This window comes from Klebsiella sp. FDAARGOS_511, from assembly GCF_003812845.1.
GTDB classification, from domain to species: Bacteria; Pseudomonadota; Gammaproteobacteria; order Enterobacterales; family Enterobacteriaceae; genus Klebsiella; species Klebsiella grimontii.
Genome location: NZ_CP033824.1, coordinates 2,613,708 through 2,638,858, shown reverse-complemented (window position 1 = coordinate 2,638,858; position 25,151 = coordinate 2,613,708). Strand labels below are relative to the sequence as shown.

Here is a 25,151-nt window from a genome sequence, read left to right as displayed (position 1 = left end):
TGGCAAACATCCAGGAGCAAAGCTAATGGCTTTAAATCTTCAAGACAAACAAGCGATTGTTGCTGAAGTCAGCGAAGTAGCCAAAGGCGCGCTGTCTGCAGTAGTTGCGGATTCCCGTGGCGTGACTGTAGACAAAATGACTGAACTGCGTAAAGCAGGTCGTGAAGCTGGCGTATACATGCGTGTTGTTCGTAACACCCTGCTGCGCCGCGTCGTTGAAGGTACTCCTTTCGAGTGCCTGAAAGACACGTTTGTTGGTCCGACCCTGATTGCATACTCTATGGAACACCCGGGCGCTGCCGCTCGTCTGTTTAAAGAGTTCGCGAAAGCGAATGCAAAATTTGAGGTCAAAGCCGCAGCCTTTGAAGGTGAGCTGATCCCGGCGTCGCAAATCGACCGCCTGGCAACTCTGCCGACCTACGAAGAAGCAATTGCACGCCTGATGGCAACCATGAAAGAAGCTTCGGCTGGCAAACTGGTTCGCACTCTGGCTGCTGTACGCGATGCGAAAGAAGCTGCTTAATCGCAGTTGTCTTTGTAAAGCATTCGCTTACGTATAAACTTATTCTGATATTCAGGAACAATTTAAATGTCTATCACTAAAGATCAAATCATTGAAGCAGTATCCGCTATGTCCGTAATGGACGTTGTTGAGCTGATCTCTGCAATGGAAGAAAAATTCGGTGTTTCCGCTGCTGCTGCTGTAGCTGTAGCTGCTGGCCCGGTTGAAGCTGCTGAAGAAAAAACTGAATTCGACGTAATTCTGAAAGGTATCGGCGCTAACAAAGTTGCCGTTATCAAAGCAGTACGTGGCGCAACTGGTCTGGGTCTGAAAGAAGCTAAAGACCTTGTAGAATCTGCTCCGGCCGCTCTGAAAGAAGGCGTGAGCAAAGATGACGCTGAAGCACTGAAAAAATCTCTGGAAGAAGCTGGCGCTGAAGTTGAAGTTAAATAAGCCAACCTTTCCGGTTGCAGCCTGAGAAATCAGGCTGATGGCTGGTGACTTTTTAGTCACCAGCCTTTTTGCGCTGTAAGGCGCCAGTAGAATTTCACACTGTTTGACTGCTGGTTGTCCTGACAATGCTTGTTTCTATAGACGACTTAATATACTGCGACAGGTTAGGGCTCCTGAGCTGTGTAAATCGCAATGAAATGGTTTAAGCGTGATAGAAACAGGTATTGCGGAAAGTGTTCCATTTTCCGGTCAACAAAATAGTGTTGCATAAAAAACTGCCTTATGTGGGCAGATGGGTCGACTTGTCAGCGAGCTGAGGAACCCTATGGTTTACTCCTATACCGAGAAAAAACGTATTCGTAAGGATTTTGGTAAACGTCCGCAGGTTCTGGACATACCTTATCTCCTTTCTATCCAGCTTGACTCGTTTCAGAAGTTCATCGAGCAAGATCCTGAAGGGCAGTATGGTCTGGAAGCAGCTTTCCGTTCCGTATTCCCGATTAAAAGCTACAGCGGTAACTCCGAGCTGCAGTACGTCAGCTACCGTCTGGGCGAACCGGTTTTTGACGTTAAAGAATGTCAGATCCGTGGCGTGACCTACTCGGCACCGCTGCGCGTCAAACTGCGTCTGGTGATCTACGAGCGCGAAGCGCCGGAAGGCACCGTTAAAGACATTAAAGAACAAGAAGTCTACATGGGCGAAATTCCGCTCATGACCGACAACGGTACCTTCGTTATTAACGGTACCGAGCGCGTTATCGTTTCTCAGCTGCACCGTAGCCCGGGCGTCTTCTTTGACAGTGACAAAGGTAAGACCCACTCTTCCGGTAAGGTCCTGTATAACGCACGTATCATTCCTTACCGCGGCTCCTGGCTGGACTTCGAGTTCGACCCGAAAGACAACCTGTTTGTCCGTATTGACCGTCGTCGTAAGCTGCCGGCTACCATCATCCTGCGCGCGCTGAATTACACCACTGAGCAGATCCTTGACCTGTTCTTCGAGAAAGTGGTTTTTGAAATTCGCGATAATAAGCTGCAGATGGAGCTGGTTCCGGAGCGTCTGCGCGGCGAAACCGCCTCCTTCGACATCGAAGCTAACGGTAAAGTGTACGTTGAGAAAGGGCGTCGCATCACCGCACGTCACATTCGCCAGCTGGAAAAAGACGATATCAAACATATCGAAGTTCCGGTTGAGTACATTGCGGGCAAAGTTGCCTCTAAAGACTATATCGACGAATCTACTGGCGAGCTGATCTGCCCGGCGAACATGGAGCTGAGCCTGGATCTGCTGGCCAAACTGAGCCAGTCTGGCCATAAGCGTATCGAAACGCTGTTCACCAACGATCTGGATCACGGTCCGTACATGTCCGAGACTGTACGTGTCGACCCGACCAACGATCGTCTGAGCGCGCTGGTAGAAATCTACCGCATGATGCGTCCTGGTGAGCCGCCGACTCGCGAAGCGGCTGAAAGCCTGTTCGAGAACCTGTTCTTCTCTGAAGACCGCTACGATCTGTCCGCGGTAGGTCGTATGAAGTTCAACCGTTCTCTGCTGCGCGACGAAATCGAAGGTTCCGGTATCCTGAGCAAAGAAGACATCATCGAAGTGATGAAGAAGCTCATCGATATCCGTAACGGTAAAGGCGAAGTCGATGATATCGACCATCTCGGAAACCGTCGTATTCGTTCCGTGGGTGAAATGGCGGAAAACCAGTTCCGCGTTGGCCTGGTACGTGTAGAGCGTGCGGTGAAAGAGCGTCTGTCTCTGGGCGATCTGGATACCCTGATGCCTCAGGATATGATCAACGCCAAGCCGATTTCTGCGGCAGTGAAAGAGTTCTTTGGTTCCAGCCAGCTGTCTCAGTTTATGGACCAGAACAACCCGCTGTCTGAGATTACGCACAAACGCCGTATCTCCGCACTCGGCCCAGGCGGTCTGACCCGTGAACGCGCAGGCTTTGAAGTTCGAGACGTACACCCGACTCACTATGGTCGCGTATGTCCAATCGAAACCCCTGAAGGTCCGAACATCGGTCTGATCAACTCCCTGTCCGTGTACGCACAGACTAACGAATATGGCTTCCTTGAGACGCCGTATCGTAAAGTGACTGACGGTGTTGTAACCGACGAAATTCATTACCTGTCTGCTATCGAAGAAGGCAACTACGTTATCGCTCAGGCGAACTCCAACCTCGATGACGAAGGCCACTTTGTAGAAGATCTGGTTACCTGCCGTAGTAAAGGCGAATCCAGCTTGTTCAGCCGCGATCAGGTTGACTACATGGACGTTTCCACCCAGCAGGTGGTTTCTGTCGGTGCGTCCCTGATCCCGTTCCTGGAACACGATGACGCCAACCGTGCATTGATGGGTGCGAACATGCAACGTCAGGCCGTTCCAACTCTGCGCGCTGATAAGCCGCTGGTTGGTACCGGTATGGAACGTGCTGTTGCCGTTGACTCCGGTGTAACTGCGGTTGCTAAGCGTGGCGGTACCGTTCAGTACGTGGATGCATCCCGTATCGTTATCAAAGTTAACGAAGACGAGATGTACCCGGGCGAAGCAGGTATCGACATCTATAACCTGACCAAGTACACCCGTTCTAACCAGAACACCTGCATCAACCAGATGCCGTGCGTGTCTCTGGGTGAGCCAATTGAGCGCGGCGACGTGCTGGCTGACGGCCCGTCCACCGACCTCGGTGAGCTGGCACTCGGTCAGAACATGCGCGTAGCGTTCATGCCGTGGAACGGTTACAACTTCGAAGACTCCATCCTCGTTTCCGAGCGTGTTGTCCAGGAAGACCGTTTTACCACCATCCACATTCAGGAACTGGCGTGCGTGTCTCGTGACACCAAGCTGGGGCCGGAAGAGATCACTGCCGACATCCCGAACGTGGGTGAAGCTGCGCTCTCCAAACTGGATGAATCCGGTATCGTTTATATCGGCGCGGAAGTAACCGGCGGCGATATTCTGGTTGGTAAGGTGACGCCGAAGGGTGAAACCCAGCTGACGCCGGAAGAGAAACTGCTGCGTGCGATCTTCGGTGAGAAAGCGTCTGACGTTAAAGACTCTTCCCTGCGCGTGCCTAACGGTGTCTCCGGTACCATTATCGACGTTCAGGTCTTTACCCGTGACGGCGTAGAAAAAGACAAGCGTGCGCTGGAAATCGAAGAGATGCAGCTCAAACAGGCTAAAAAAGACCTGTCTGAAGAACTGCAGATCCTCGAAGCTGGCCTGTTTGGTCGTATCTACGCGGTGCTGGTTTCCGGCGGTATCGAAGCTGAGAAGCTCGACAAGCTGCCGCGCGATCGCTGGCTGGAACTGGGCCTGACCGACGAAGAGAAACAGAATCAGCTGGAACAGCTGGCTGAGCAGTACGACGAACTGAAACACGAGTTCGAGAAAAAACTCGAAGCGAAACGCCGCAAAATCACTCAGGGCGACGATCTGGCACCGGGCGTGCTGAAGATTGTTAAAGTGTATCTGGCCGTTAAACGTCAGATTCAGCCTGGTGACAAAATGGCAGGTCGTCACGGTAACAAGGGTGTTATCTCTAAGATCAACCCGATCGAAGATATGCCTTACGATGAAAACGGCACGCCGGTAGACATCGTACTGAACCCGCTGGGCGTACCGTCTCGTATGAACATCGGTCAGATCCTGGAAACTCACCTGGGTATGGCTGCGAAAGGCATTGGCGAGAAAATCAACGCCATGCTGAAACAGCAGCAGGAAGTCGCCAAACTGCGCGAGTTCATCCAGCGTGCCTACGATCTGGGTACCGACGTTCGTCAGAAGGTAGATCTGAATACCTTCACTGACGAAGAAGTTATGCGTCTCGCTGAAAACCTGAAAAAAGGTATGCCGATCGCAACGCCGGTCTTCGACGGTGCGAAAGAGTCTGAAATCAAGGAACTGTTACAGCTTGGTGGCCTGCCGACTTCCGGCCAGATCACCCTGTTTGACGGTCGTACCGGTGAGCAATTCGAGCGCCAGGTTACCGTTGGCTACATGTACATGCTGAAACTGAACCACCTGGTTGATGACAAAATGCATGCGCGTTCTACCGGTTCTTACAGCCTGGTTACTCAGCAGCCGCTGGGTGGTAAGGCGCAGTTCGGTGGTCAGCGCTTCGGGGAGATGGAAGTGTGGGCGCTGGAAGCATATGGCGCAGCATACACCCTGCAGGAAATGCTCACCGTTAAGTCTGATGACGTGAACGGCCGTACTAAGATGTATAAAAACATCGTAGACGGCAACCATCAGATGGAACCGGGCATGCCGGAATCCTTCAACGTTCTGTTGAAAGAGATTCGCTCGCTGGGCATCAACATCGAACTGGAAGACGAGTAACTCTCGCTCAAACAGGTCACTGGTGCCGGGGTAAGACCCGGCGCCAGATTGTGCTAACTCCGACGGGAGCAAATCCGTGAAAGACTTATTAAAGTTTCTGAAAGCGCAAACTAAAACCGAAGAGTTTGATGCGATCAAAATTGCTCTGGCATCGCCAGACATGATCCGTTCATGGTCTTTTGGTGAAGTTAAAAAGCCGGAAACCATTAACTACCGTACGTTCAAACCTGAACGTGACGGCCTTTTCTGTGCGCGTATTTTCGGGCCAGTAAAAGATTACGAGTGCCTGTGCGGTAAGTACAAGCGCCTGAAACACCGCGGTGTGATCTGTGAGAAGTGCGGCGTTGAAGTGACCCAGACTAAAGTGCGCCGTGAGCGTATGGGCCACATCGAGCTGGCGTCTCCGACCGCCCACATTTGGTTCCTGAAGTCTCTGCCGTCCCGTATCGGCCTGCTGCTCGATATGCCGCTGCGCGATATCGAACGCGTGCTGTACTTCGAATCCTATGTGGTTATCGAAGGCGGTATGACCAACCTGGAACGCCAGCAGATCCTGACTGAAGAGCAGTATCTGGATGCGCTGGAAGAGTTCGGTGACGAATTCGACGCGAAGATGGGTGCGGAAGCAATTCAGGCCCTGCTGAAGAGCATGGATCTGGAGCAAGAGTGTGAAACTCTGCGCGAAGAGCTGAACGAAACCAACTCCGAAACCAAGCGTAAGAAGCTGACCAAGCGTATCAAGCTGCTGGAAGCGTTCGTCCAGTCTGGCAACAAGCCGGAGTGGATGATCCTGACAGTTCTGCCGGTACTGCCGCCAGATCTGCGTCCGCTGGTTCCGCTGGATGGCGGTCGTTTTGCGACTTCTGACCTGAACGATCTGTATCGTCGCGTCATTAACCGTAACAACCGTCTGAAACGTCTGCTGGATCTGGCCGCGCCGGACATCATCGTACGCAACGAAAAACGTATGCTGCAGGAAGCGGTTGACGCCCTGCTGGATAACGGTCGTCGCGGTCGTGCGATCACCGGTTCTAACAAACGTCCTCTGAAATCTTTGGCCGATATGATCAAAGGTAAGCAGGGTCGTTTCCGTCAGAACCTGCTCGGTAAGCGCGTTGACTACTCCGGTCGTTCTGTAATCACCGTAGGTCCATACCTGCGTCTGCATCAGTGCGGTCTGCCGAAGAAAATGGCGCTGGAGCTGTTCAAACCGTTTATTTACGGCAAGCTGGAACTGCGTGGCCTCGCCACCACCATCAAAGCCGCTAAGAAAATGGTTGAGCGCGAAGAAGCTGTCGTTTGGGATATCCTGGACGAAGTCATCCGCGAACACCCGGTACTGCTGAACCGTGCACCAACCCTGCACCGTCTGGGTATCCAGGCATTTGAACCGGTGCTGATCGAAGGTAAAGCTATCCAGCTGCACCCGCTGGTTTGTGCGGCATACAACGCCGACTTCGATGGTGACCAGATGGCTGTTCACGTACCGCTGACGCTGGAAGCCCAGCTCGAAGCGCGTGCGCTGATGATGTCTACTAACAACATCCTGTCTCCGGCGAACGGCGAGCCTATCATCGTTCCGTCTCAGGACGTTGTTCTGGGTCTGTACTACATGACCCGTGACTGTGTTAACGCCAAAGGCGAAGGCATGGTGCTGACTGGCCCGAAAGAAGCTGAGCGTATTTACCGCGCTGGCCTGGCCTCTCTGCATGCGCGCGTTAAAGTGCGTATTACCGAATACGAAAAAGATGAAAACGGCGAATTCGTTGCGAAAACCAGCCTGAAAGATACGACCGTTGGTCGTGCCATTCTGTGGATGATCGTACCGAAAGGTCTGCCTTTCTCCATCGTCAACCAGGCGCTGGGTAAGAAAGCCATCTCCAAGATGCTGAACACCTGCTACCGTATTCTGGGCCTGAAACCGACCGTTATTTTTGCGGACCAGACGATGTACACCGGCTTTGCTTATGCAGCGCGCTCAGGTGCATCCGTTGGTATCGATGACATGGTCATCCCGGAGAAAAAATACGAGATCATCAGCGAAGCAGAAGCGGAAGTTGCTGAGATTCAGGAGCAGTTCCAGTCTGGTCTGGTGACCGCTGGCGAACGCTACAACAAAGTTATCGATATCTGGGCCGCGGCGAACGATCGTGTATCCAAAGCGATGATGGACAACCTGCAAACTGAAACCGTTATTAACCGTAACGGCGAAGAAGAGCAGCAGGTCTCCTTCAACAGCATTTACATGATGGCCGACTCCGGTGCGCGTGGTTCTGCTGCTCAGATTCGTCAGCTTGCCGGTATGCGTGGTCTGATGGCGAAGCCGGATGGCTCCATCATCGAAACGCCAATCACCGCGAACTTCCGTGAAGGTCTGAACGTACTCCAGTACTTCATCTCCACGCACGGTGCGCGTAAAGGTCTGGCGGATACCGCACTGAAAACGGCGAACTCCGGTTACCTGACTCGTCGTCTGGTTGACGTCGCGCAGGACCTGGTGGTGACTGAAGATGACTGCGGCACTCTGGAAGGCATCACCATGACCCCGGTTATCGAGGGTGGCGATGTTAAAGAGCCGCTGCGCGATCGTGTTCTGGGTCGTGTGACCGCTGAAGACGTTCTGAAGCCGGGTACGGCGGACATTCTGGTTCCACGCAATACGCTGCTGCACGAGCACTGGTGCGATCTGCTGGAAGAGAACTCCGTTGACTCCGTCAAGGTACGTTCCGTTGTATCCTGCGACACCGACTTTGGTGTATGTGCACACTGCTACGGTCGTGACCTGGCGCGTGGCCACATCATCAACAAAGGTGAGGCTATCGGCGTTATCGCGGCACAGTCCATCGGTGAGCCGGGTACACAGCTGACGATGCGTACGTTCCACATCGGTGGTGCGGCATCTCGTGCGGCTGCTGAATCCAGCATTCAGGTGAAAAACAAAGGTAGCATCCGTCTGAGCAATGCGAAGTCGGTTGTGAACTCCAGCGGCAAACTGGTTATTACTTCCCGTAATACCGAGCTGAAGCTGATCGACGAATTCGGTCGTACCAAAGAGAGCTATAAAGTGCCTTACGGCTCCGTTATGGCGAAAGGTGATGGCGAGCAGGTTGCCGGCGGTGAAACCGTAGCAAACTGGGATCCGCACACCATGCCGGTTATCACGGAAGTGAGTGGTTTCGTCCGCTTCACTGACATGATTGACGGCCAGACCATTACTCGTCAAACCGACGAGCTGACCGGTCTGTCTTCTCTGGTGGTTCTGGACTCTGCCGAGCGTACCACTGGCGGTAAAGACCTGCGTCCGGCGTTGAAAATCGTTGATGCTCAGGGCAATGACGTTCTGATCCCTGGCACCGATATGCCTGCGCAGTACTTCCTGCCGGGTAAAGCGATTGTTCAGCTGGAAGATGGCGTACAGATCAGCTCTGGTGACACCCTGGCGCGTGTACCGCAGGAATCCGGCGGTACCAAGGACATCACCGGTGGTCTGCCGCGCGTTGCCGACCTGTTCGAAGCACGTCGTCCGAAAGAGCCGGCAATCCTGGCTGAAATCAGCGGCATCATTTCCTTCGGTAAAGAAACCAAAGGGAAACGTCGTCTGGTTATCACCCCGGTAGACGGTAGCGATCCGTACGAAGAGATGATACCTAAGTGGCGTCAGCTCAACGTGTTCGAAGGTGAACGTGTAGAACGTGGTGACGTGGTTTCCGACGGTCCGGAAGCGCCGCACGACATTCTGCGTCTGCGTGGTGTGCATGCTGTGACGCGTTACATTGTTAACGAAGTCCAGGACGTATACCGTCTGCAGGGCGTTAAGATTAACGATAAGCACATCGAAGTTATCGTTCGTCAGATGCTGCGTAAAGCGACCATCGAAAGCGCCGGTAGCTCCGACTTCCTGGAAGGCGAACAGGTTGAATACTCTCGCGTTAAGATTGCAAACCGCGATCTGGAAGCGAACGGCAAAGTGGGGGCAACATTCGCCCGCGATCTGCTGGGTATCACCAAAGCGTCTCTGGCAACCGAATCGTTCATCTCTGCCGCATCGTTCCAGGAGACCACGCGTGTCCTGACCGAAGCAGCCGTTGCGGGTAAACGCGACGAACTGCGCGGCCTGAAAGAGAACGTTATCGTGGGTCGTCTGATCCCGGCCGGTACCGGTTATGCGTACCACCAGGATCGTATGCGCCGTCGCGCAGCGGGCGAACTGCCTGCAGCGCCGCAGGTAAGCGTGGAAGAAGCGTCTGCCAACCTGGCAGAACTGCTGAACGCCGGTCTGGGCGGTTCTGACAACGATTAATCGTTGATTCGCTAAGCGCTCAAAAAGCCAGTCAGGTAACCTGACTGGCTTTTTTATTGCCTGTCAGTTTATTATCGTTATTTCTGTCATCTACTTTTTGATCACATTTTATTGATATATTTGCTGCAATTAATTAGCAAATGTAAGCATCTGCCGTAATTATTTATTTTCTTTTCTGATTTTCATCATTCATTAATGGGTGAAAATTCTACACGTATCAAAAAATAAGCACCGCAAACGCTATATAGTCAAAAAACTAAAATAATCATGTGATTACTTTCCCTGTTCTTTTCGGTTTACCGCAGCCGAGGGGATTGTTACGCCCGTCAAAAAGGCGATGGAGGAGGTGAACAAATAAAAACAAAGCGGAGAGTATTGTCGTTATTTAATGGATAGCTTCTGGGGGATGTATGGAATTTGCTATACAACTTATCATTATCTTAATTTGTCTGTTCTATGGCGCGAAAAAGGGCGGCATTGCGCTCGGCCTTTTAGGCGGAATTGGGTTAGTCATCCTGGTCTTTGTTTTTCACCTGAAGCCTGGAAAACCGCCCGTCGATGTCATGCTGGTGATTATCGCCGTCGTGGCCGCATCGGCGACGCTGCAGGCTTCCGGTGGGTTAGACGTGATGCTGCAGATTGCCGAGAAGCTCCTGCGGCGAAACCCGAAATATGTCTCGATCGTCGCGCCATTCGTCACCTGTACGCTGACGATTCTTTGCGGCACGGGGCACGTGGTATATACCATCCTGCCGATTATTTATGATGTCGCCATCAAAAATAACATCCGTCCGGAGCGACCTATGGCCGCCAGCTCGATCGGCGCGCAGATGGGGATTATCGCCAGCCCGGTTTCCGTGGCAGTCGTCTCGCTGGTGGCGATGCTTGGCAATTTTACCTTTAACGGTAAGCACCTTGAGTTTCTCGATCTGCTGGCAATAACCATTCCGTCTACGCTGCTGGGGATTTTGGCCATTGGTATCTTTAGTTGGTTTCGCGGCAAAGATCTCGATAAAGACCCGGAGTTCCAGGCCTTTATCGCGGTGCCGGAAAACCGCCACTACGTTTATGGCGACACGGCCACTTTGCTGGATAAGAAGCTTCCGACAAGTAACTGGATCGCGATGTGGATTTTTCTGGCCTCCATCGCGGTTGTCGCCCTGCTCGGCGCCTTCTCCGAACTGCGTCCGGCATTCGACGGTAAGCCGCTGTCGATGGTACTGGTAATCCAGATGTTTATGCTGCTCTCCGGGGCGCTCATCATCATTATTACGAAAACCAATCCGGCTTCGATCTCCAAAAATGAGGTGTTTCGTTCCGGGATGATCGCTATCGTTGCCGTATACGGCATCGCGTGGATGGCGGAAACGATGTTCGGCGCGCACATGACCGAGATTAAAGGCGTGCTCGGTGAGATGGTGAAGGAGTACCCGTGGGCCTACGCTATCGTTTTGCTGCTGGTATCGAAGTTTGTTAACTCCCAGGCGGCTGCGCTGGCGGCGATCGTCCCGGTGGCGTTGGCGATTGGCGTCGACCCGGCCTACATCGTCGCTTCCGCGCCCGCCTGCTACGGTTATTATATTCTGCCGACCTACCCAAGCGATTTGGCGGCGATTCAATTCGATCGCTCAGGTACCACGCATATCGGCCGCTTTGTGATTAACCATAGTTTTATTCTCCCCGGACTTATTGGCGTCAGCGTTTCTTGCGTCTTTGGCTGGGTGTTTGCGGCAATGTACGGATTTCTTTAAGAGGATTCAGGCGCCGATAGCGGCGCCTGTTGACGTTATTGTGCGAGCGGAATTCGGCGATAGAGTTCAATCATGTCGGTTGCCAGATCCTGAATGACCATCGCGTTCATCAGGTGATCCTGGGAGTGCACGGTGATCAGGTTAACCGGAAGCTTACCGCTGCCTTCGTCCATGCCGATAAGCTGGGTCTGGATTTTATGCGCATGCTTGACGAATTCGTGGGATTCCGCCATCGCCTGTTCGGCGGCGGCAAAATCGCCTTTACGCGCCAGCTGCAGAGCGGTTAAAGCCGAGCTGCGCGCTGAACCGGCGTTAACCAGAAGCTCCATGATGATCGTTTCTAAATCTTCCATTTCTTACTCCATCAACTTCAGGGCTTTATCAAGCACGGCATCGCCTTTCATCATACCGTAATCCATCATATCGATAACGGCGACTTTTTTCCCAAAAGGGTCGGCCATAGCCTGTAGCTTGGCTTGCTCATATTTCACCTGAGGACCGAGCAGGATAATATCGGCAGCCGCAAGATTATCTTTAAATTCGGCAACCGGTACGGCTTTGATCGAGACTTCCACGCCTTTTTGTTGCGCAGCGGCCTGCATTCGTTGAACCAGCATGCTGGTGGACATACCTGCGGCACAGCATAAAACGATATTCTTCATAGTTGATGGCCCTTATGTTCCTTGATATACCATCTTTATCGCGGGCTGGCGGGTGGGACAACCGCTTTACGGTGATTGTGTGTAAGTCATCACAAAATAATGAAACCGGTTTCGGATTTAGGGTTGAAAACGATAAAAGCCCGCTCCGCCGGGCCTATAGTAGCGTGCTCTCTTAGGTGCGGACGATACGATTCTTGCCCTGCTGCTTGGCTTTATAAAGCGCTTCATCAACGCGCACGACAAGCTGCTCCAGGGGCTCCATATTCCATTCGCCCAGGCCCGCGCTAAAGGTGACCGTCAATCCTTCTTCACGCCAGGAGCGCTGCGCGACGCTGGCTCGCCAGCTTTCCAGCAACATCAGAGCGTTATCGATATGTCCGCCGGAAAATATCACCGCAAACTCTTCGCCGCCGTAGCGGTAAAGTGAAATTTGCAGGGGCTGAAGGATTTGCAGTCCTTCCCGGGCGACGTTGCGCAGCACGATATCGCCGTTGAGGTGGCCCCAGGTGTCGTTTATCGTTTTGAAGTTATCAATATCAACCAGCGCAAGAGAGAAGGGATGATGATCGTTCATCAGCGCGGCGATATCGCTGTCGAAGGCGCGTCGGTTCTTGCAGCCGGTTAGCGCGTCGATGGTCGCCTGGCGAACGTAGGTTAACTCGCGCTGCTTATTGCTCTCGATGGCTTTGCTGAGCATCGCTTCCAACCGCGGGGCACGCTTAACATCCCCGGTTTTAATCGCATTGATGATGTTCATCAACACCGTACGTGAAGCATGGCGTAAATACAGGCCAAACAGCACAATGACGATCGCGGCCAGGGCAAAGCTCCAGGCGACGATATCGGTTTCATGGCGCGTTAAGTTGACCAGCGTCGCGTTATCGACCCGATAAATAACAAACCAGTCGGGGTTGGTAAAGGAGTAATAATAGTACCAGGTGTCCGTATCGGTATCGTAAAGCTGGCCTTCGCCGCTGGTCATTCTGTCCATCAAGGCTTCACTGACGTAAGGTTTAAACAAAGCGCCAGGATCGGGATGGAGAACGACTTTACCATCGCGTTGCACCACAAAAAACTCCCCCTGGACCGGAGCAACCATTTGCCGTAACGCATAGCCCATTGAAGTGAGATCGAGATGAAAAGCGAGGCTGCCCTTCAGTCGCCCTTCCGGGGAAATAATGGGTTTATAGAGGGTAATGGTCGGATGATGTGTGAAGTAGTCGTTGTACGGGCTGGTATACAGACTAAAGGTACTGGCTTCCGCTTGCTTAATAAACCACGGCCTTGTTTTGGCATCGAAGGACTGGCTGTCTTCGGTTTTCAGAACCTCGGGCGCGCGCAGATAGTGCCCATTGGTATCCGCCAGCGAGATGGACGAAACGGTCTGCATCATATTTTGCAACTGCATGAGCTGCATCAACCCTTTTTCAGGATTGACGTTAACCGCCTCATTCAGCGCATCATTGCGGGCAAAGAAAGTGGCGGCACGGGTGAGGATAAAGTCGTTGCCCTGCAGCAGCGTCTCCGTGTAGTTGGTCGCCATATTGTGGGTAAAATTGCGGTTAATATGATGATAATCTTCGAGAAAATCTTTCCTCTGCGTCATTGTGGCAAACACCGCGATGAGCAAGAAGCTGATTAAAATACCCGCAAACCCGATGACGATCGGCGTGGTGAAAGAGAGCTTTCTATTATGACGAGCCATGAGTCGTAAATCGTTCCAGAAGCGTTAAACCGTGGGTGAAGACGCAGGTTTAGCCAGCATGCCTGCTGAGCGAATCAGATAAAACACTGGTAATTATAACTCTGACGTTGTGATATGGACTGATTAATATTCGATATTAATGGAATTACCCTTGCGGCGCAGAGATGGAGCAGGGCGAAATGAGGAAAAGCTATTATTCGCCCTGGACAGCATCCGTTGCTGACGAGGGCAGAATAGAGAAACGGAAATATAACCACAATCTTCCGTTTCTCTTATTACGATCGTGCACGAAGAACATTTAAGAAATGACATTCTTCATCATGACGAGTGGGAAGCGCGTCCCAGCCAGCTATCCCAATCCTTCCATACCGGCTGCAGCCCGCTGCCCACCAGCGCGCGGGCGACCTCTTCCGGGCGACGGTCATCATGAGGCGCAAACTGCTCCAGCTCAGGATGGTTATCGGCATACCCGCCTGGCTGGGTTTTCGAAAATGCGCTGACGTTGTTGATGGCCAGCGGGATCACCCGATCGCGGAACCAGGGAGATTCGCGGGTGGAGAGCGAGAGCTCCACTTCCGGGGCCAGCAGGCGGAAAGCGCAGATGGTCTGCACCAGCTGTCGTTCATCCATTAACGAGGCGGGCTCGATTCCCCCGGCGCAAGGACGCAGCCGCGGAAAGGAGATGGAGTAGCGGCTTCGCCAGTAGTGTTGCTGGAGCCACAGCAGATGTTCCGCCACCATAAAGCAATCCACCCGCCAGCTGTCGGAGAGGCCAATTAATGCGCCAAGGCCAATTTTATCAATCCCCGCCTGTCCGAGCCTGTCCGGCGTATCCAGCCGCCAGAAGAAGTCCTGCTTTTTCCCTTTCAGATGATGTTTCGCATACATACTTTCATGATAGGTCTCCTGATAGACCATTACCCCGTCCAGGCCGAGGGTTTTCAGCTCGGCGTACTCTTTCATCGCCAGCGGCTGGACCTCCATCTGCAGCGAGGCGAACTGGCGGCGAATCGTGGGCAGATGTTGACGAAAATAGTCCATACCGACTTTGCCCTGATGTTCGCCGGTGACCAGCAGCAGATGCTCAAAGCCCATTGCGCGGATCGCCGTGCATTCGCGGGCAATTTCCGCCTCATCCAGGGTCTTGCGCTTGATGCGGTTACTCATGGAGAAACCGCAGTAGGTACAGTCGTTGGCGCAGAGATTCGAGAGATACAGCGGGACATAAAAGCTGACGGTATTGCCAAAACGCTGGCGAGTCAGGCGCTGGGCGCGCTGGGCCAGAGGCTCCAGATAATTCGCGGCGGCGGGCGAGAGCAGGGCCATCATATCATCGCGGCTAAGTTGTTTGGCCGCCAGGGCGCGTTCAACGTCGGCAGGCGTTTTCCCGTTGATACGCAGGCGAATGTCGTCCCAGTCCAGCTGCCGCCAACGGTCAGTGAAGGTGTTCATACCCGCGCCTCCAGAAAGCCGGTCAGCGGGCTGGTGGCCTGCGCCTGCGCGCTGCGCGCGCCCGGACCAGCCTGCCGCGCCAGCAATCCGGCATCAATCGCTAAGCGGAAGGCGCGGGCCATGGTTACCGGATCGTCGGCCACGGCGATAGCGGTATTCACCAGTACCGCGTCAGCGCCCATTTCCAGCGCCTGCGCCGCGTGGCTCGGTACACCTATACCCGCATCAACGACCACCGGGACCGTGGCCTGTTCGATAATAATTTCCAGCATCGCTTTGGTTTCCAGTCCCTGATTAGAGCCGATTGGTGCGCCGAGCGGCATCACCGCCGCGCAGCCCGCCTCTTCCAGACGTTTGCACAGCACCGGATCGGCTCCGCAGTAGGGCAGCACCACGAAACCTTCCCGTACCAGAATTTCTGCCGCTTTCAGCGTTTCAATCGGGTCGGGGAGCAGCCAGCGGGCGTCCGGGTGAATTTCCAGTTTCAGCCAGTGGGTACCCAGCGCTTCACGCGCCAGACGGGCGGCAAAGACGGCTTCTTCCGCCGTTTTGGCGCCGGAGGTGTTGGGCAGCAGGCAAACGCCAGCCGCCAACAGCGGCGCGAGGATCGCGTCATTATGCTGACGAAGATCGACGCGCTTCATCGCCAGCGTCACCAGCTGGCTGCCGGAGGCGCGAATGGCCTCCACCATGACGTCGGGGGCGGCGAATTTACCGGTGCCGGTGAAAAGATGGGACTCAAACGTTTTATCCGCAATACGTAACATATCAGCCTCCAGCGATAACCTGAAAAAGCAGGATTTGGTCGCCTTCCTGCAAAAGATGATCTTCCCACCGTTCACGCGGCAGGATGCATTGATTGAGCGCCAGCGCGACGCCCGGCTGCTGCTGACCCAACTGAGTGAGCAGAGCGGCGACGGAGGTCGCTTCGGCGCACTGCAGCGGTTCATCGTTAAACCACACCTTCATGCTGCCCTCCACAGACCGGACAACCCTGAGCCCGCTGGAGCGCGAGAGTGCGCCAGCTACTGGTGCGGGCATCAAACAGGCGCAGCGCGTTACGCGGCGTGGCCATGCCGGCGAGCAGCTTAATGGCCTCCAGCGCCTGTAACGTGCCCATCATGCCGACCACCGGGCCGATGATGCCCGCCGTACGGCAGTTGCGCTCAGGCTCGTTAGCGTCCGGCCACAGGCAGCGATAGCAGCCCTGGTCCCACGGCGGCGTCAGTACCATCAGCTGGCCCCCCAGCCCGACGGCGCTGGCGGTAATCAGCGGGGTTTGAAGCGCGATGCAGGCGGCATTGATCGCCTGTCGGGTTGCCATGTTATCGGTGCAATCCAGTACCACATCGGCCTTCGCCACTTCATCCTGTAGGGCCTCTCCGCCTAAACGCTGCTTAAGCGCAATCAGCGCAATCTGCGGATTTAGCTGAGCCAGCCGGGCCCTGGCGGCAGCGGCTTTGGACCGCGAGATATCCTCGCTGGTGAACAAAATTTGTCGCTGCAGGTTACTCACATGCACGTCGTCGTCGTCGACCAGCACCAGCGTGCCGACGCCGGCCCCGGCCAGGTAGAGCGCGGCGGGAGAGCCCAGCCCGCCAAGACCCACGATCAACACCCGGCTGGCCAACAGTTTTTGCTGGCCTTCAATGGCGATATCCTCCAGCAGCAGCTGGCGGCTATAGCGCATAAAATCGCTGTCATTCATCACCGGCTCCCGCTATCTCGAGCAGCCGAGCCGTTGCCTGTCGCCAGTCGGCCGCCTGAGTAATGGCGCTGACCACCGCAACGCTGCCGACGCCGGTCGCCAGTACCCCCGCGGCACGCTCAAGGCTGATGCCACCAATCGCCACGGTCGGATAATCGTCCAGACGCTGAATGTGCTGCGCGAGCTGCTCCAGTCCCTGCGGGGCGGAGGGCATCTGCTTGGTTTGCGTTGGAAAAACGTGCCCGAGGGCGATGTAAGAGGGACGAGCCGCCAGCGCGATATCAATTTCCATATCGTCGTGCGTGGAAACTCCCAGACGCAGCCCGGCGTTGCGGATGGCGCGGAGATCGGTGGTTTCCAGATCTTCCTGGCCTAAATGCACCCCGTAGGCCTGATGTTTGATGGCCAGACGCCAGTAATCATTAATAAACAGGCGCGCATCATACTTGCGCCCCAGCGCGATCGCGGCAACCACATCGTCTTCGACTTCGCTATCGTGTTTATCCTTGATACGCAGCTGGACAGTGCGAACGCCCGCATCCAGCAAGCGTTCGATCCACGCAACGCTATCAACGACCGGATAAAGCCCCAGGCGGAAAGGGACGGATGGAAAATCGGGTTGATACATCAGGCTTCCTCCTTACGTAGATAGATTTCACCGCCGCGGGCGCGAAAGTTATCCGACATATCGGCCATCCCCACTTCGATGGTTTGCGCGGCGGCATAGTCGCGAACTTCCTGGCTTATCTTCATTGAACAGAATTTAGGGCCGCACATGGAGCAGAAGTGGGCCACTTTGCCGGACTCCTGCGGCAGGGTTTCGTCGTGGTAAGCGCGAGCGGTGAACGGGTCGAGCGCCAGGTTGAACTGATCTTCCCAGCGGAACTCAAAGCGCGCTTTCGACATGGCGTTATCGCGGATCTGCGCGCCGGGATGGCCTTTGGCGAGGTCGGCGGCGTGGGCGGCAATTTTGTAGGTAATCAGGCCCTGCTTAACGTCTTCTTTATTCGGCAGGCCGAGGTGCTCTTTTGGCGTCACGTAGCAGAGCATCGCGCAGCCGAACCAGCCGATCATGGCGGCGCCAATACCCGAAGTGAAGTGGTCGTAGCCCGGCGCGATATCGGTGGTGAGCGGCCCTAAGGTGTAGAAAGGCGCTTCGTGGCAGTGCTCCAGCTCTTCGGTCATATTGCGCTGAATCATCTGCATCGGCACATGACCCGGGCCTTCGATCATCACCTGTACGTCATACTCCCAGGCGATTTGGGTCAGTTCGCCCAGGGTGTGCAGCTCGGCGAACTGCGCTTCATCGTTGGCATCCTGAATCGAACCGGGACGCAGGCCATCACCCAATGACAGCGAGACGTCATAGGCGGCGCAGATTTCGCAGATTTCGCGGAAATGCTGATAGAGAAAGTTCTCTTGATGATGGGATAAGCACCATTTCGCCATGATTGAGCCACCGCGGGAGACGATGCCGGTCAGGCGCCTGGCAGTCATCGGCACGTAGCGCAGCAGTACGCCCGCGTGGATGGTAAAGTAGTCCACCCCTTGTTCAGCCTGCTCGAGCAGCGTATCGCGAAAGGCTTCCCAGGTAAGATCTTCGGCGATCCCGTTGACCTTCTCCAGCGCCTGGTAGATCGGCACCGTACCGATCGGTACCGGGCTATTACGCAAGATCCATTCGCGGGTCTCGTGAATATAGCGGCCGGTGGAAAGGTCCATCACCGTATCCGCTCCCCAGCGCGTCGACCACACCAGCTTCTCGACCTCTTCTTCAATCGATGAGGTAACCGCTGAGTTGCCGATATTGGCGTTAACCTTCACGAGGAAGTTGCGGCCAATAATCATCGGCTCGGATTCTGGATGATTTATATTGGCCGGGATAATCGCGCGCCCGGCGGCGACTTCAGCGCGCACAAACTCCGGGGTGATATTCTCCGGCAGCCGCGCGCCAAACCCAACGCCCGGATGCTGCCGGCGCAACACTTCGCTACGAATACGCTCGCGGCCCATATTTTCGCGAATGGCGATGAACTCCATCTCCGGGGTGACAATCCCCTGCCGGGCGTAGTGCAGCTGAGTCACGCATTTCCCGACCATGGCGCGCCTGGGTGTGAGCAGGCCGGTAAAACGCAGCTCGTTGAGTCCATCATCCGCCAGCCGTTTTCTGGTATACGCCGAGCTGCGGTCGTTGAGTTCATCGCAATCGTGACGCGCATCAATCCACGGCTGACGCAGTTTTTTCAGACCCTGCTCAACGTTAATCGCGATGTTCGGATCGCCGTAGGGGCCAGAGGTGTCATAGACCGGAATCGCTTCATTCGCTTCATATTGCGGATTATCTTTGCTGCCGCCGATAAGGGTCGGGCTAAGCTGAATTTCGCGCATCGGGACGCGAATATCTTCCCGCGAACCGTGGATATAGATGCGCTGTGAATTGGGAAATGCGGTACCTTCCAGCGTGTCGATAAAGCGCTGGGCGTGTTCGCGTTGCTCTCGACGCGTGAGTTTTGTTGTAGACATAGCTCATTCCAGTTAAACAGGATATGGCTTGCCAGACGACGGATGGAGTAACAGATGCGATCGGCCCTGAAGAGGCTGACGCTAAACGCAGTTTACTCTTGTTCCCTTCGCAGGTATTAGCCTGATCAGGTTCCGCGGATCCCGAATAAACGGTCTCAGCCTTTTCCGGTGTGGAAAATGGGCACTCCGACAAGATGACATCCCCTCTCAGCGAGGGGGAATGTATGTAAACTACGCGTTAATGGTTCACAACTCAAGCGGTCGGCGCGATATTGTCGCTGACGTTATCTTTTTGACTGTGGGCGACGGCGAGGGCGATCAGGCTATCTTCCAGCGCAAAGCGCGCTTCCAGCGCTTCGCCGATATCCGACAGCGCCTGCTGGAACTCAAGGTAGTTATCGTGATCGATGGCATTTTCGAGGCAGGAGTCGTAATAATCCATGATCTGCTGGGTATTGGCCTGGAGCTGTGGATAAATCTTCGTGGCGGCTAAAAGTGGCGTATCGCCTTCCAATTCGCCGATAAAGCGTTCATAAATATTAAAATGGCCGGAGGAGAGGTAGTCCACCAGGCTTTGACAAAAATCATCCAGCGCTTTCTCATTAAGTCGCATAAATGATTCTTTGCCAGGCTTCAGGCCAACCAGGTTGTAGTAAGCCACAAGCAAATGCTTACGTACTTGTAGCCAGCGATCGACCAGTTTATTGCTGCCTCCAACACGTTCCGTCAGGTTTTCCAGCTGGTTTAACATGGTTGACTCCGCAAGGATTTAAGAGAAATACGTTGCTCACCAAAATGTAAATTTAATGTTAAAAGTGCCAGTAAAATAAAGGTAGTGCAATAGATATGGATCGTATTATTGAAAAATTAGATCGCGGCTGGTGGATCGTCAGCCACGAACAGAAATTATGGTTGCCCGGCGGAGAATTGCCCTACGGCGAAGCGGTAAATTTTAATCTTGCGGGGCAGCCCGCGCTGCGAATCGGAGAATGGCAGGGCGATCCGGTGTGGCTGGTGCGCCAGGATCGCCGGCATGAGATGGGATCGCTACGCCAGGTGCTCGATCAGGATGCCGGCCTTTTTCAACTTGCGGGGCGCGGGATTCAGCTGGCGGAGTTTTATCGATCGCACAAATTCTGCGGCTACTGCGGGCATCCGATGCATCCCAGCAAAACCGAATGGGCGATGCTTTGCAGCCACTGCCGCGAACGTTATTACCCGCAAATCGCCCCCTGCATCATCGTCGCCATCCGCCGGGATGACGCTATTTTGCTGGCGCAGCATACTCGCCATCGCAACGGCGTGCACACGGTACTGGCCGGTTTTGTCGAAGTGGGTGAGACCCTGGAGCAGACCGTTGCCCGCGAGGTGATGGAAGAGAGCGGCATTAAGGTGAAAAACCTGCGCTACGTGACCTCTCAGCCCTGGCCGTTCCCGCAATCGCTGATGACCGCGTTTATGGCCGAGTACGATAGCGGCGAGATTGTCATCGACAAGAAAGAGCTGCTGGAGGCGGGGTGGTATCGCTATGACAATTTACCGCTTTTGCCGCCGCCGGGCACCGTGGCGCGCCGCCTGATTGAAGATACCGTGGCGATGTGTCGGGCAGAGTATGAGTGACATGTTACATACACTTTATCCTTCAAATTGCCTCTTTGTTGGCTGCTTTCACTTACCCCAGTCACTTACTTGAGTAAGCTTCTGGGGTTCATTCAATTGCCGCCTCGATCCACATTGAATGATTTTGTGTATAAACTTGGCGCATCAACGCTAAAGGAATGTAAAAATGACCGAACTGAAGAACGATCGTTACCTGCGCGCGCTGCTACGCCAGCCGGTTGATGTCACCCCGGTGTGGATGATGCGTCAGGCGGGCCGCTATTTACCGGAATATAAAGCCACCCGCGCCGAGGCGGGCGATTTTATGTCGCTGTGTAAAAACGCCGAGCTGGCCTGTGAAGTGACGCTGCAGCCGCTGCGCCGCTATAAGCTGGACGCGGCTATCCTCTTCTCGGACATTCTCACTATTCCGGATGCAATGGGGCTGGGGCTCTATTTCGAAGCCGGGGAAGGGCCGCGTTTTACCTCACCTGTCACCTGTAAAGCAGATGTTGATAAATTACCGGTTCCCGACCCGGAAGATGAACTTGGCTACGTGATGAACGCCGTGCGCACGATTCGTCGTGAGCTGAAGGGGGAAGTGCCGCTGATTGGCTTTTCCGGCAGCCCGTGGACGCTGGCGACCTATATGGTTGAAGGCGGCAGCAGCAAAGCGTTTACGGTGATCAAAAAGATGATGTACGCCGAGCCGCAGGCCCTGCATGCACTGCTCGATAAGCTGGCGAAAAGCGTCACGCTGTACCTGAATGCGCAAATCAAAGCGGGCGCGCAGTCGGTGATGATTTTTGATACCTGGGGCGGCGCGCTGACTGGCCGGGATTACCAGCAGTTCTCGCTCTATTACATGCATAAAATCGTTGATGGTCTACTGCGTGAAAACGATGGCCGCCGCGTGCCGGTGACGCTGTTTACCAAAGGCGGCGGGCAGTGGCTAGAAGCGATGGCGGAAACCGGCTGCGATGCGCTGGGGCTCGACTGGACTACCGATATCGCCGATGCGCGGCGTCGCGTCGGCCATAAAGTCGCCCTGCAGGGCAATATGGATCCCTCGATGCTGTATGCCCCTCCGGCGCGCATCGAAGAAGAGGTGGCGACCATTCTCGCCGGGTTTGGCCAGGGCGAAGGCCATGTCTTTAACCTTGGGCACGGAATTCATCAGGACGTCGACCCGGAACATGCGGGCGTATTTGTGGAGGCTGTGCATCGGTTGTCGGCGCCATACCACCGCTAAGGAGTGATTATGGATTTATCATCGCTACGCACCCAGCAGATCAGCCTGGCGGCATCGGTTGAACGAGGCGATCGGCTGGACCAGGATCTGCCGACGCTGATCGGCGGAGCGGATGTTGGATTTGAGCAAGAGGGAGAGGTGACCCGGGCGGCGATGGTGCTGCTGAGCTATCCCTCCCTGGAGCTGGTGGAGTATCAGGTCGCGCGCGTCGCGACCACGATGCCTTATATCCCCGGCTTCCTCTCCTTTCGCGAAACCCCCGCGCTGCTGGCGGCCTGGGAGCAGCTTTCGCAGAAGCCAAATCTCTTATTCGTCGATGGTCACGGTATTTCCCACCCGCGCCGCCTCGGCGTCGCCAGCCACTTTGGTCTGCTGGTGGATGTGCCGACTATCGGCGTGGCGAAAAAAAGGCTGTGCGGTAAGTTCGAGGCGCTGGGCGATGAACCCGGCGCGCTGGCGCCACTGCTGGATAAAGGCGACCAGCTGGCGTGGGTTTTGCGCAGTAAAACGCGCTGTAATCCCCTATTTGTGAGTACCGGGCACCGCGTGGGCCTGGATAGCGCGCTGATGTGGGTCGAACGCTGCCTGAAAGGCTATCGCCTGCCTGAGCCGACGCGCTGGGCTGATGCGGTGGCGTCCCGACGCCCGGCGTTTGTGCGTTGGCAAGCAAATCGCGGCTGATTCAGGTACACTGCGGCTAATTTCTGACTTCGAGATTTCATCATGTTACAAAATCCGATTCATCTGCGTCTGGAGAAGCTGGAAAGCTGGCAGCACGTGACCTTTATGGCCTGCCTGTGCGAGCGGATGTACCCCAACTACGCCATGTTTTGCCAGCAAACTGAGTTCGCTGATGGCCAGCTCTATCGCCGTATCCTCGATCTGATCTGGGAAACGCTGACGGTAAAAGATGCCAAGGTGAATTTCGACAGCCAGCTGGAAAAACTGGAGGAGGCGATTCCTGCCGCAGATGATTACGACCTGTACGGCGTTTATCCGGCGATCGATGCCTGCGTCGCACTGAGTGAACTGATTCATTCGCGGCTGAGCGGCGAAACGCTCGAACATGCCATTGAAGTCAGCAAGAGTTCGATTACCACCGTCGCGATGCTGGAAATGACCCAGGCTGGTCGCGAAATGACCGACGAAGAGCTCAAAGAAAACCCGGCCGTTGAACAAGAATGGGATATTCAGTGGGAGATTTTCCGTCTTCTGGCCGACTGCGAAGAACGCGATATTGAACTGATCAAAGGGCTACGGGCAGACCTTCGCGAGGCCGGCGAGAGCAATATTGGTATAAATTTTCAGCAATGAGACCAGAAAACGTGATTTACCGCCTGAATTGTAGCGTCTGAAGGCTTCCATTCCGCCCCCCGTCTGGTCTACATTTGGGGGGCGAAAAAACGTGGCTATCGGTGCGTGTATGCAGGAGAGTGCTTTTCAGGCATTTCCGTCGCACTCGATGCTTAGCAAGCGATAAACACATTGTAAGGATAACTTATGAACAAGACTCAACTGATTGATGTAATTGCGGACAAAGCTGACCTGTCCAAAGCACAGGCGAAAGCTGCCCTGGAATCTACCCTGGCTGCAATTACCGAGTCTCTGAAAGAAGGTGATGCTGTTCAACTGGTTGGTTTCGGTACCTTCAAAGTGAACCACCGCGCTGAGCGTACTGGCCGCAACCCGCAGACCGGTAATGAAATCAAAATCGCCGCAGCAAACGTACCGGCATTTGTTTCAGGTAAAGCTCTGAAAGACGCAGTTAAGTAAGACCGCGTGGCAGTGTACAGTTTTATCGAAGGGGCTTGTCGGCCCCTTTTGTCTACCTGGCGCCGCACGTTGGCGCTGGTAGGCGTATTGCTGCTCACTGCCTGCAGCCATGATTCCTCTCTCCCGCCGTTTACCGCCAGCGGATATGCGGATAACCAGGGGGCGATGCGTATCTGGCGCAAAGATTCCGACAGCGAGGTCCGTCTCCTTGCGGCCTTCAGTCCATGGCGTCATGGTAATACCTCGACCAGCGAGTACCGCTGGCAGGATGGCCAGCTCGCGCTGATTGAAATCAACGTCTACGGCAAACCCCCGGAACATATTCGCGCTCGTTTTGATGCGCAAGGCGAACTCAGCTTTATGCAGCGTGAAATCGATGGGCAGAAGCAGCAGCTTTCCAGCGATCAGGTCGCCTTATACCGCTATCGCGCTGAGCAAATACGCCAGACCAGCGATGCTTTGCGTCAGGGACGCGTTATGCTGCGCCAGGGGCGCTGGCACGCCAACAGGACGGTGACGACCTGTGAAGGTCAGACCGTGAAACCTGACCTCGATACGCTGGCGCTGGCGCATATTGAGCGTCGCCAGAATCACTCATCCGTTGAGGTGAGCGTAGCGTGGCTGGAAGCGCCGGAAGGCTCTCAGCTGCTGCTGGTGGCAAACGAAGACTTTTGTACCTGGCAGCCGACCGAAAAAAGTTTCTGAACTCAGCTCGCTATCTCCATTCGCTCCACCGCGGTATTCTTCAAGCCGAAAGCCGCCCAGTCGTAGATAATCCCCCGCCTGCGCCTCGCGCGCTGCAATTCTTTCAGACCCTGGTTTTCCCCTTGAGCGTCTCATTCAGTTTTAACGCGTCTGGATCGTGAACGCGTATGTTGGATTGCGCATGGTGGCTTAGTGCTTACGGTTTGTCACTTCAAACGACATGAGGGCGCCGCAGTGAAGCCCATTGTTATGTTCTTTTACGACAGGGTGCTCCTCCAAAAAGATGAGAAATGAAATTTTGCGTCTTCGTTTGCAATGGTTTAACTATGTGAAACTATATGTCTATCCGCAACGGTGCGATGAATAGATATTAATGAAATGTGAATTGAAATAGATGAGTCACGATTTTCCT

At 54.6% G+C, this 25,151-nt stretch carries 21 protein-coding genes and 1 riboswitch; of the genes, 11 read left to right on the top strand and 10 right to left on the bottom strand.

Annotation, left to right across the window (positions count from 1 at the left end):
• Positions 1-25 precede the first annotated feature (25 nt).
• From rplJ to dcuB, 5 genes are all read left to right on the top strand, one after another.
• Positions 26-523 (top strand): 50S ribosomal protein L10, encoded by a 498-nt coding sequence (gene rplJ / locus EGY08_RS13655; RefSeq protein ID WP_004097644.1) that lies wholly within the window; start codon positions 26-28, stop codon positions 521-523.
• Between the two features lie 66 nt (positions 524-589).
• Complete coding sequence (gene rplL, locus EGY08_RS13650) at positions 590-955, top strand: 50S ribosomal protein L7/L12 (RefSeq protein WP_004097645.1); 366 nt, start codon at positions 590-592, stop codon at positions 953-955.
• A gap of 325 nt (positions 956-1,280) precedes the next feature.
• A complete protein-coding gene (gene rpoB / locus EGY08_RS13645; protein ID WP_004127579.1) occupies positions 1,281-5,309 on the top strand; it encodes a DNA-directed RNA polymerase subunit beta in 4,029 nt (1,342 codons plus the stop codon).
• A gap of 76 nt (positions 5,310-5,385) precedes the next feature.
• The gene (gene rpoC / locus EGY08_RS13640; protein ID WP_004127580.1) at positions 5,386-9,609 is read left to right on the top strand and encodes a DNA-directed RNA polymerase subunit beta'; all 4,224 of its coding nucleotides are present in this window, start codon (positions 5,386-5,388) and stop codon (positions 9,607-9,609) included.
• Between the two features lie 410 nt (positions 9,610-10,019).
• Complete coding sequence (gene dcuB, locus EGY08_RS13635) at positions 10,020-11,360, top strand: anaerobic C4-dicarboxylate transporter DcuB (RefSeq protein WP_004127583.1); 1,341 nt, start codon at positions 10,020-10,022, stop codon at positions 11,358-11,360.
• Between the two features lie 35 nt (positions 11,361-11,395).
• Here dcuB and EGY08_RS13630 read toward each other — a convergent pair whose 3' ends face one another.
• The 10 genes from EGY08_RS13630 to EGY08_RS13585 form a co-directional block, all read right to left on the bottom strand.
• The gene (locus EGY08_RS13630) at positions 11,396-11,713 is read right to left on the bottom strand and encodes a PTS lactose/cellobiose transporter subunit IIA (protein ID WP_004097651.1); all 318 of its coding nucleotides are present in this window, start codon (positions 11,711-11,713) and stop codon (positions 11,396-11,398) included.
• Between the two features lie 3 nt (positions 11,714-11,716).
• Positions 11,717-11,977 carry a PTS sugar transporter subunit IIB gene (locus EGY08_RS13625; RefSeq protein WP_009652762.1) on the bottom strand — a complete coding sequence of 87 codons (261 nt, stop codon included), beginning with the start codon at positions 11,975-11,977 and terminating at the stop codon, positions 11,717-11,719.
• Positions 11,978-12,194: 217 nt separating this feature from the next.
• Positions 12,195-13,727, bottom strand: coding sequence for a sensor domain-containing diguanylate cyclase (locus EGY08_RS13620; protein ID WP_049113760.1), 1,533 nt, complete (start codon positions 13,725-13,727; stop codon positions 12,195-12,197).
• A 318-nt stretch (positions 13,728-14,045) separates the two neighbouring features.
• Complete coding sequence (thiH, locus tag EGY08_RS13615) at positions 14,046-15,179, bottom strand: 2-iminoacetate synthase ThiH (RefSeq protein ID WP_123828584.1); 1,134 nt, start codon at positions 15,177-15,179, stop codon at positions 14,046-14,048.
• Positions 15,176-15,946: a thiazole synthase gene (thiG, locus tag EGY08_RS13610; RefSeq protein ID WP_004127590.1), complete on the bottom strand. Its 771-nt coding sequence runs from the start codon at positions 15,944-15,946 to the stop codon at positions 15,176-15,178. Before thiG ends, thiH begins: the two co-directional genes overlap by 4 nt.
• Position 15,947: 1 nt before the next feature.
• The gene (gene thiS, locus EGY08_RS13605) at positions 15,948-16,148 is read right to left on the bottom strand and encodes a sulfur carrier protein ThiS (protein WP_004127593.1); all 201 of its coding nucleotides are present in this window, start codon (positions 16,146-16,148) and stop codon (positions 15,948-15,950) included.
• Positions 16,132-16,887, bottom strand: a complete 756-nt coding sequence (thiF, locus tag EGY08_RS13600; protein WP_004127595.1) for a thiazole biosynthesis adenylyltransferase ThiF — start codon at positions 16,885-16,887, stop codon at positions 16,132-16,134. Before thiF ends, thiS begins: the two co-directional genes overlap by 17 nt.
• The gene (gene thiE, locus EGY08_RS13595; RefSeq protein ID WP_049115698.1) at positions 16,880-17,515 is read right to left on the bottom strand and encodes a thiamine phosphate synthase; all 636 of its coding nucleotides are present in this window, start codon (positions 17,513-17,515) and stop codon (positions 16,880-16,882) included. The genes thiF and thiE overlap by 8 nt, the downstream gene beginning before the upstream one ends.
• Positions 17,515-19,410 carry a phosphomethylpyrimidine synthase ThiC gene (gene thiC, locus EGY08_RS13590; RefSeq protein WP_004127600.1) on the bottom strand — a complete coding sequence of 632 codons (1,896 nt, stop codon included), beginning with the start codon at positions 19,408-19,410 and terminating at the stop codon, positions 17,515-17,517. The genes thiE and thiC overlap by 1 nt, the downstream gene beginning before the upstream one ends.
• A gap of 85 nt (positions 19,411-19,495) precedes the next feature.
• Positions 19,496-19,609, bottom strand: a riboswitch (TPP riboswitch).
• Positions 19,610-19,663: 54 nt separating this feature from the next.
• Positions 19,664-20,161 carry an Rsd/AlgQ family anti-sigma factor gene (locus EGY08_RS13585; protein ID WP_004127603.1) on the bottom strand — a complete coding sequence of 166 codons (498 nt, stop codon included), beginning with the start codon at positions 20,159-20,161 and terminating at the stop codon, positions 19,664-19,666.
• Positions 20,162-20,256: 95 nt separating this feature from the next.
• Between EGY08_RS13585 and nudC the strand changes: the two genes are divergently transcribed.
• The 6 genes from nudC (at position 20,257) to EGY08_RS13555 (ending at position 24,739) form a co-directional block, all read left to right on the top strand.
• Positions 20,257-21,030 carry an NAD(+) diphosphatase gene (nudC, locus tag EGY08_RS13580; RefSeq protein ID WP_004127606.1) on the top strand — a complete coding sequence of 258 codons (774 nt, stop codon included), beginning with the start codon at positions 20,257-20,259 and terminating at the stop codon, positions 21,028-21,030.
• A gap of 166 nt (positions 21,031-21,196) precedes the next feature.
• Positions 21,197-22,261, top strand: coding sequence for a uroporphyrinogen decarboxylase (gene hemE / locus EGY08_RS13575; protein ID WP_004127611.1), 1,065 nt, complete (start codon positions 21,197-21,199; stop codon positions 22,259-22,261).
• A gap of 9 nt (positions 22,262-22,270) precedes the next feature.
• Positions 22,271-22,942, top strand: coding sequence for a deoxyribonuclease V (gene nfi, locus EGY08_RS13570; RefSeq protein ID WP_004127613.1), 672 nt, complete (start codon positions 22,271-22,273; stop codon positions 22,940-22,942).
• A gap of 42 nt (positions 22,943-22,984) precedes the next feature.
• Positions 22,985-23,575: a YjaG family protein gene (locus EGY08_RS13565; RefSeq protein ID WP_004097673.1), complete on the top strand. Its 591-nt coding sequence runs from the start codon at positions 22,985-22,987 to the stop codon at positions 23,573-23,575.
• 186 nt (positions 23,576-23,761) lie between these two features.
• Complete coding sequence (gene hupA / locus EGY08_RS13560) at positions 23,762-24,034, top strand: nucleoid-associated protein HU-alpha (protein ID WP_004097675.1); 273 nt, start codon at positions 23,762-23,764, stop codon at positions 24,032-24,034.
• Positions 24,035-24,046: 12 nt separating this feature from the next.
• Positions 24,047-24,739 (top strand): DUF1481 domain-containing protein, encoded by a 693-nt coding sequence (locus tag EGY08_RS13555; RefSeq protein WP_032742229.1) that lies wholly within the window; start codon positions 24,047-24,049, stop codon positions 24,737-24,739.
• The last annotated feature ends 412 nt before the right edge of the window (positions 24,740-25,151 follow it).

Bases quoted from the DNA above. Each gene is read 5' to 3' on its own strand.
- thiC (WP_004127600.1), bottom strand. From the start codon at position 19,410: ATGTCTACAACAAAACTCACGCGTCGAGAGCAACGCGAACACGCCCAG.
- EGY08_RS13620 (WP_049113760.1), bottom strand. From the start codon at position 13,727: ATGGCTCGTCATAATAGAAAGCTCTCTTTCACCACGCCGATCGTCATC.
- nfi (WP_004127613.1), top strand. From the start codon at position 22,271: ATGGATTTATCATCGCTACGCACCCAGCAGATCAGCCTGGCGGCATCG.
- rplJ (WP_004097644.1), top strand. From the start codon at position 26: ATGGCTTTAAATCTTCAAGACAAACAAGCGATTGTTGCTGAAGTCAGC.
- thiF (WP_004127595.1), bottom strand. From the start codon at position 16,887: ATGAATGACAGCGATTTTATGCGCTATAGCCGCCAGCTGCTGCTGGAG.
- EGY08_RS13625 (WP_009652762.1), bottom strand. From the start codon at position 11,977: ATGCTGGTTCAACGAATGCAGGCCGCTGCGCAACAAAAAGGCGTGGAA.
- EGY08_RS13565 (WP_004097673.1), top strand. From the start codon at position 22,985: ATGTTACAAAATCCGATTCATCTGCGTCTGGAGAAGCTGGAAAGCTGG.
- EGY08_RS13585 (WP_004127603.1), bottom strand. From the start codon at position 20,161: ATGTTAAACCAGCTGGAAAACCTGACGGAACGTGTTGGAGGCAGCAAT.
- rpoB (WP_004127579.1), top strand. From the start codon at position 1,281: ATGGTTTACTCCTATACCGAGAAAAAACGTATTCGTAAGGATTTTGGT.
- hemE (WP_004127611.1), top strand. From the start codon at position 21,197: ATGACCGAACTGAAGAACGATCGTTACCTGCGCGCGCTGCTACGCCAG.
- rplL (WP_004097645.1), top strand. From the start codon at position 590: ATGTCTATCACTAAAGATCAAATCATTGAAGCAGTATCCGCTATGTCC.
- hupA (WP_004097675.1), top strand. From the start codon at position 23,762: ATGAACAAGACTCAACTGATTGATGTAATTGCGGACAAAGCTGACCTG.
- EGY08_RS13630 (WP_004097651.1), bottom strand. From the start codon at position 11,713: ATGGAAGATTTAGAAACGATCATCATGGAGCTTCTGGTTAACGCCGGT.
- thiS (WP_004127593.1), bottom strand. From the start codon at position 16,148: ATGAAGGTGTGGTTTAACGATGAACCGCTGCAGTGCGCCGAAGCGACC.
- thiG (WP_004127590.1), bottom strand. From the start codon at position 15,946: ATGTTACGTATTGCGGATAAAACGTTTGAGTCCCATCTTTTCACCGGC.
- nudC (WP_004127606.1), top strand. From the start codon at position 20,257: ATGGATCGTATTATTGAAAAATTAGATCGCGGCTGGTGGATCGTCAGC.
- thiH (WP_123828584.1), bottom strand. From the start codon at position 15,179: ATGAACACCTTCACTGACCGTTGGCGGCAGCTGGACTGGGACGACATT.
- thiE (WP_049115698.1), bottom strand. From the start codon at position 17,515: ATGTATCAACCCGATTTTCCATCCGTCCCTTTCCGCCTGGGGCTTTAT.
- dcuB (WP_004127583.1), top strand. From the start codon at position 10,020: ATGGAATTTGCTATACAACTTATCATTATCTTAATTTGTCTGTTCTAT.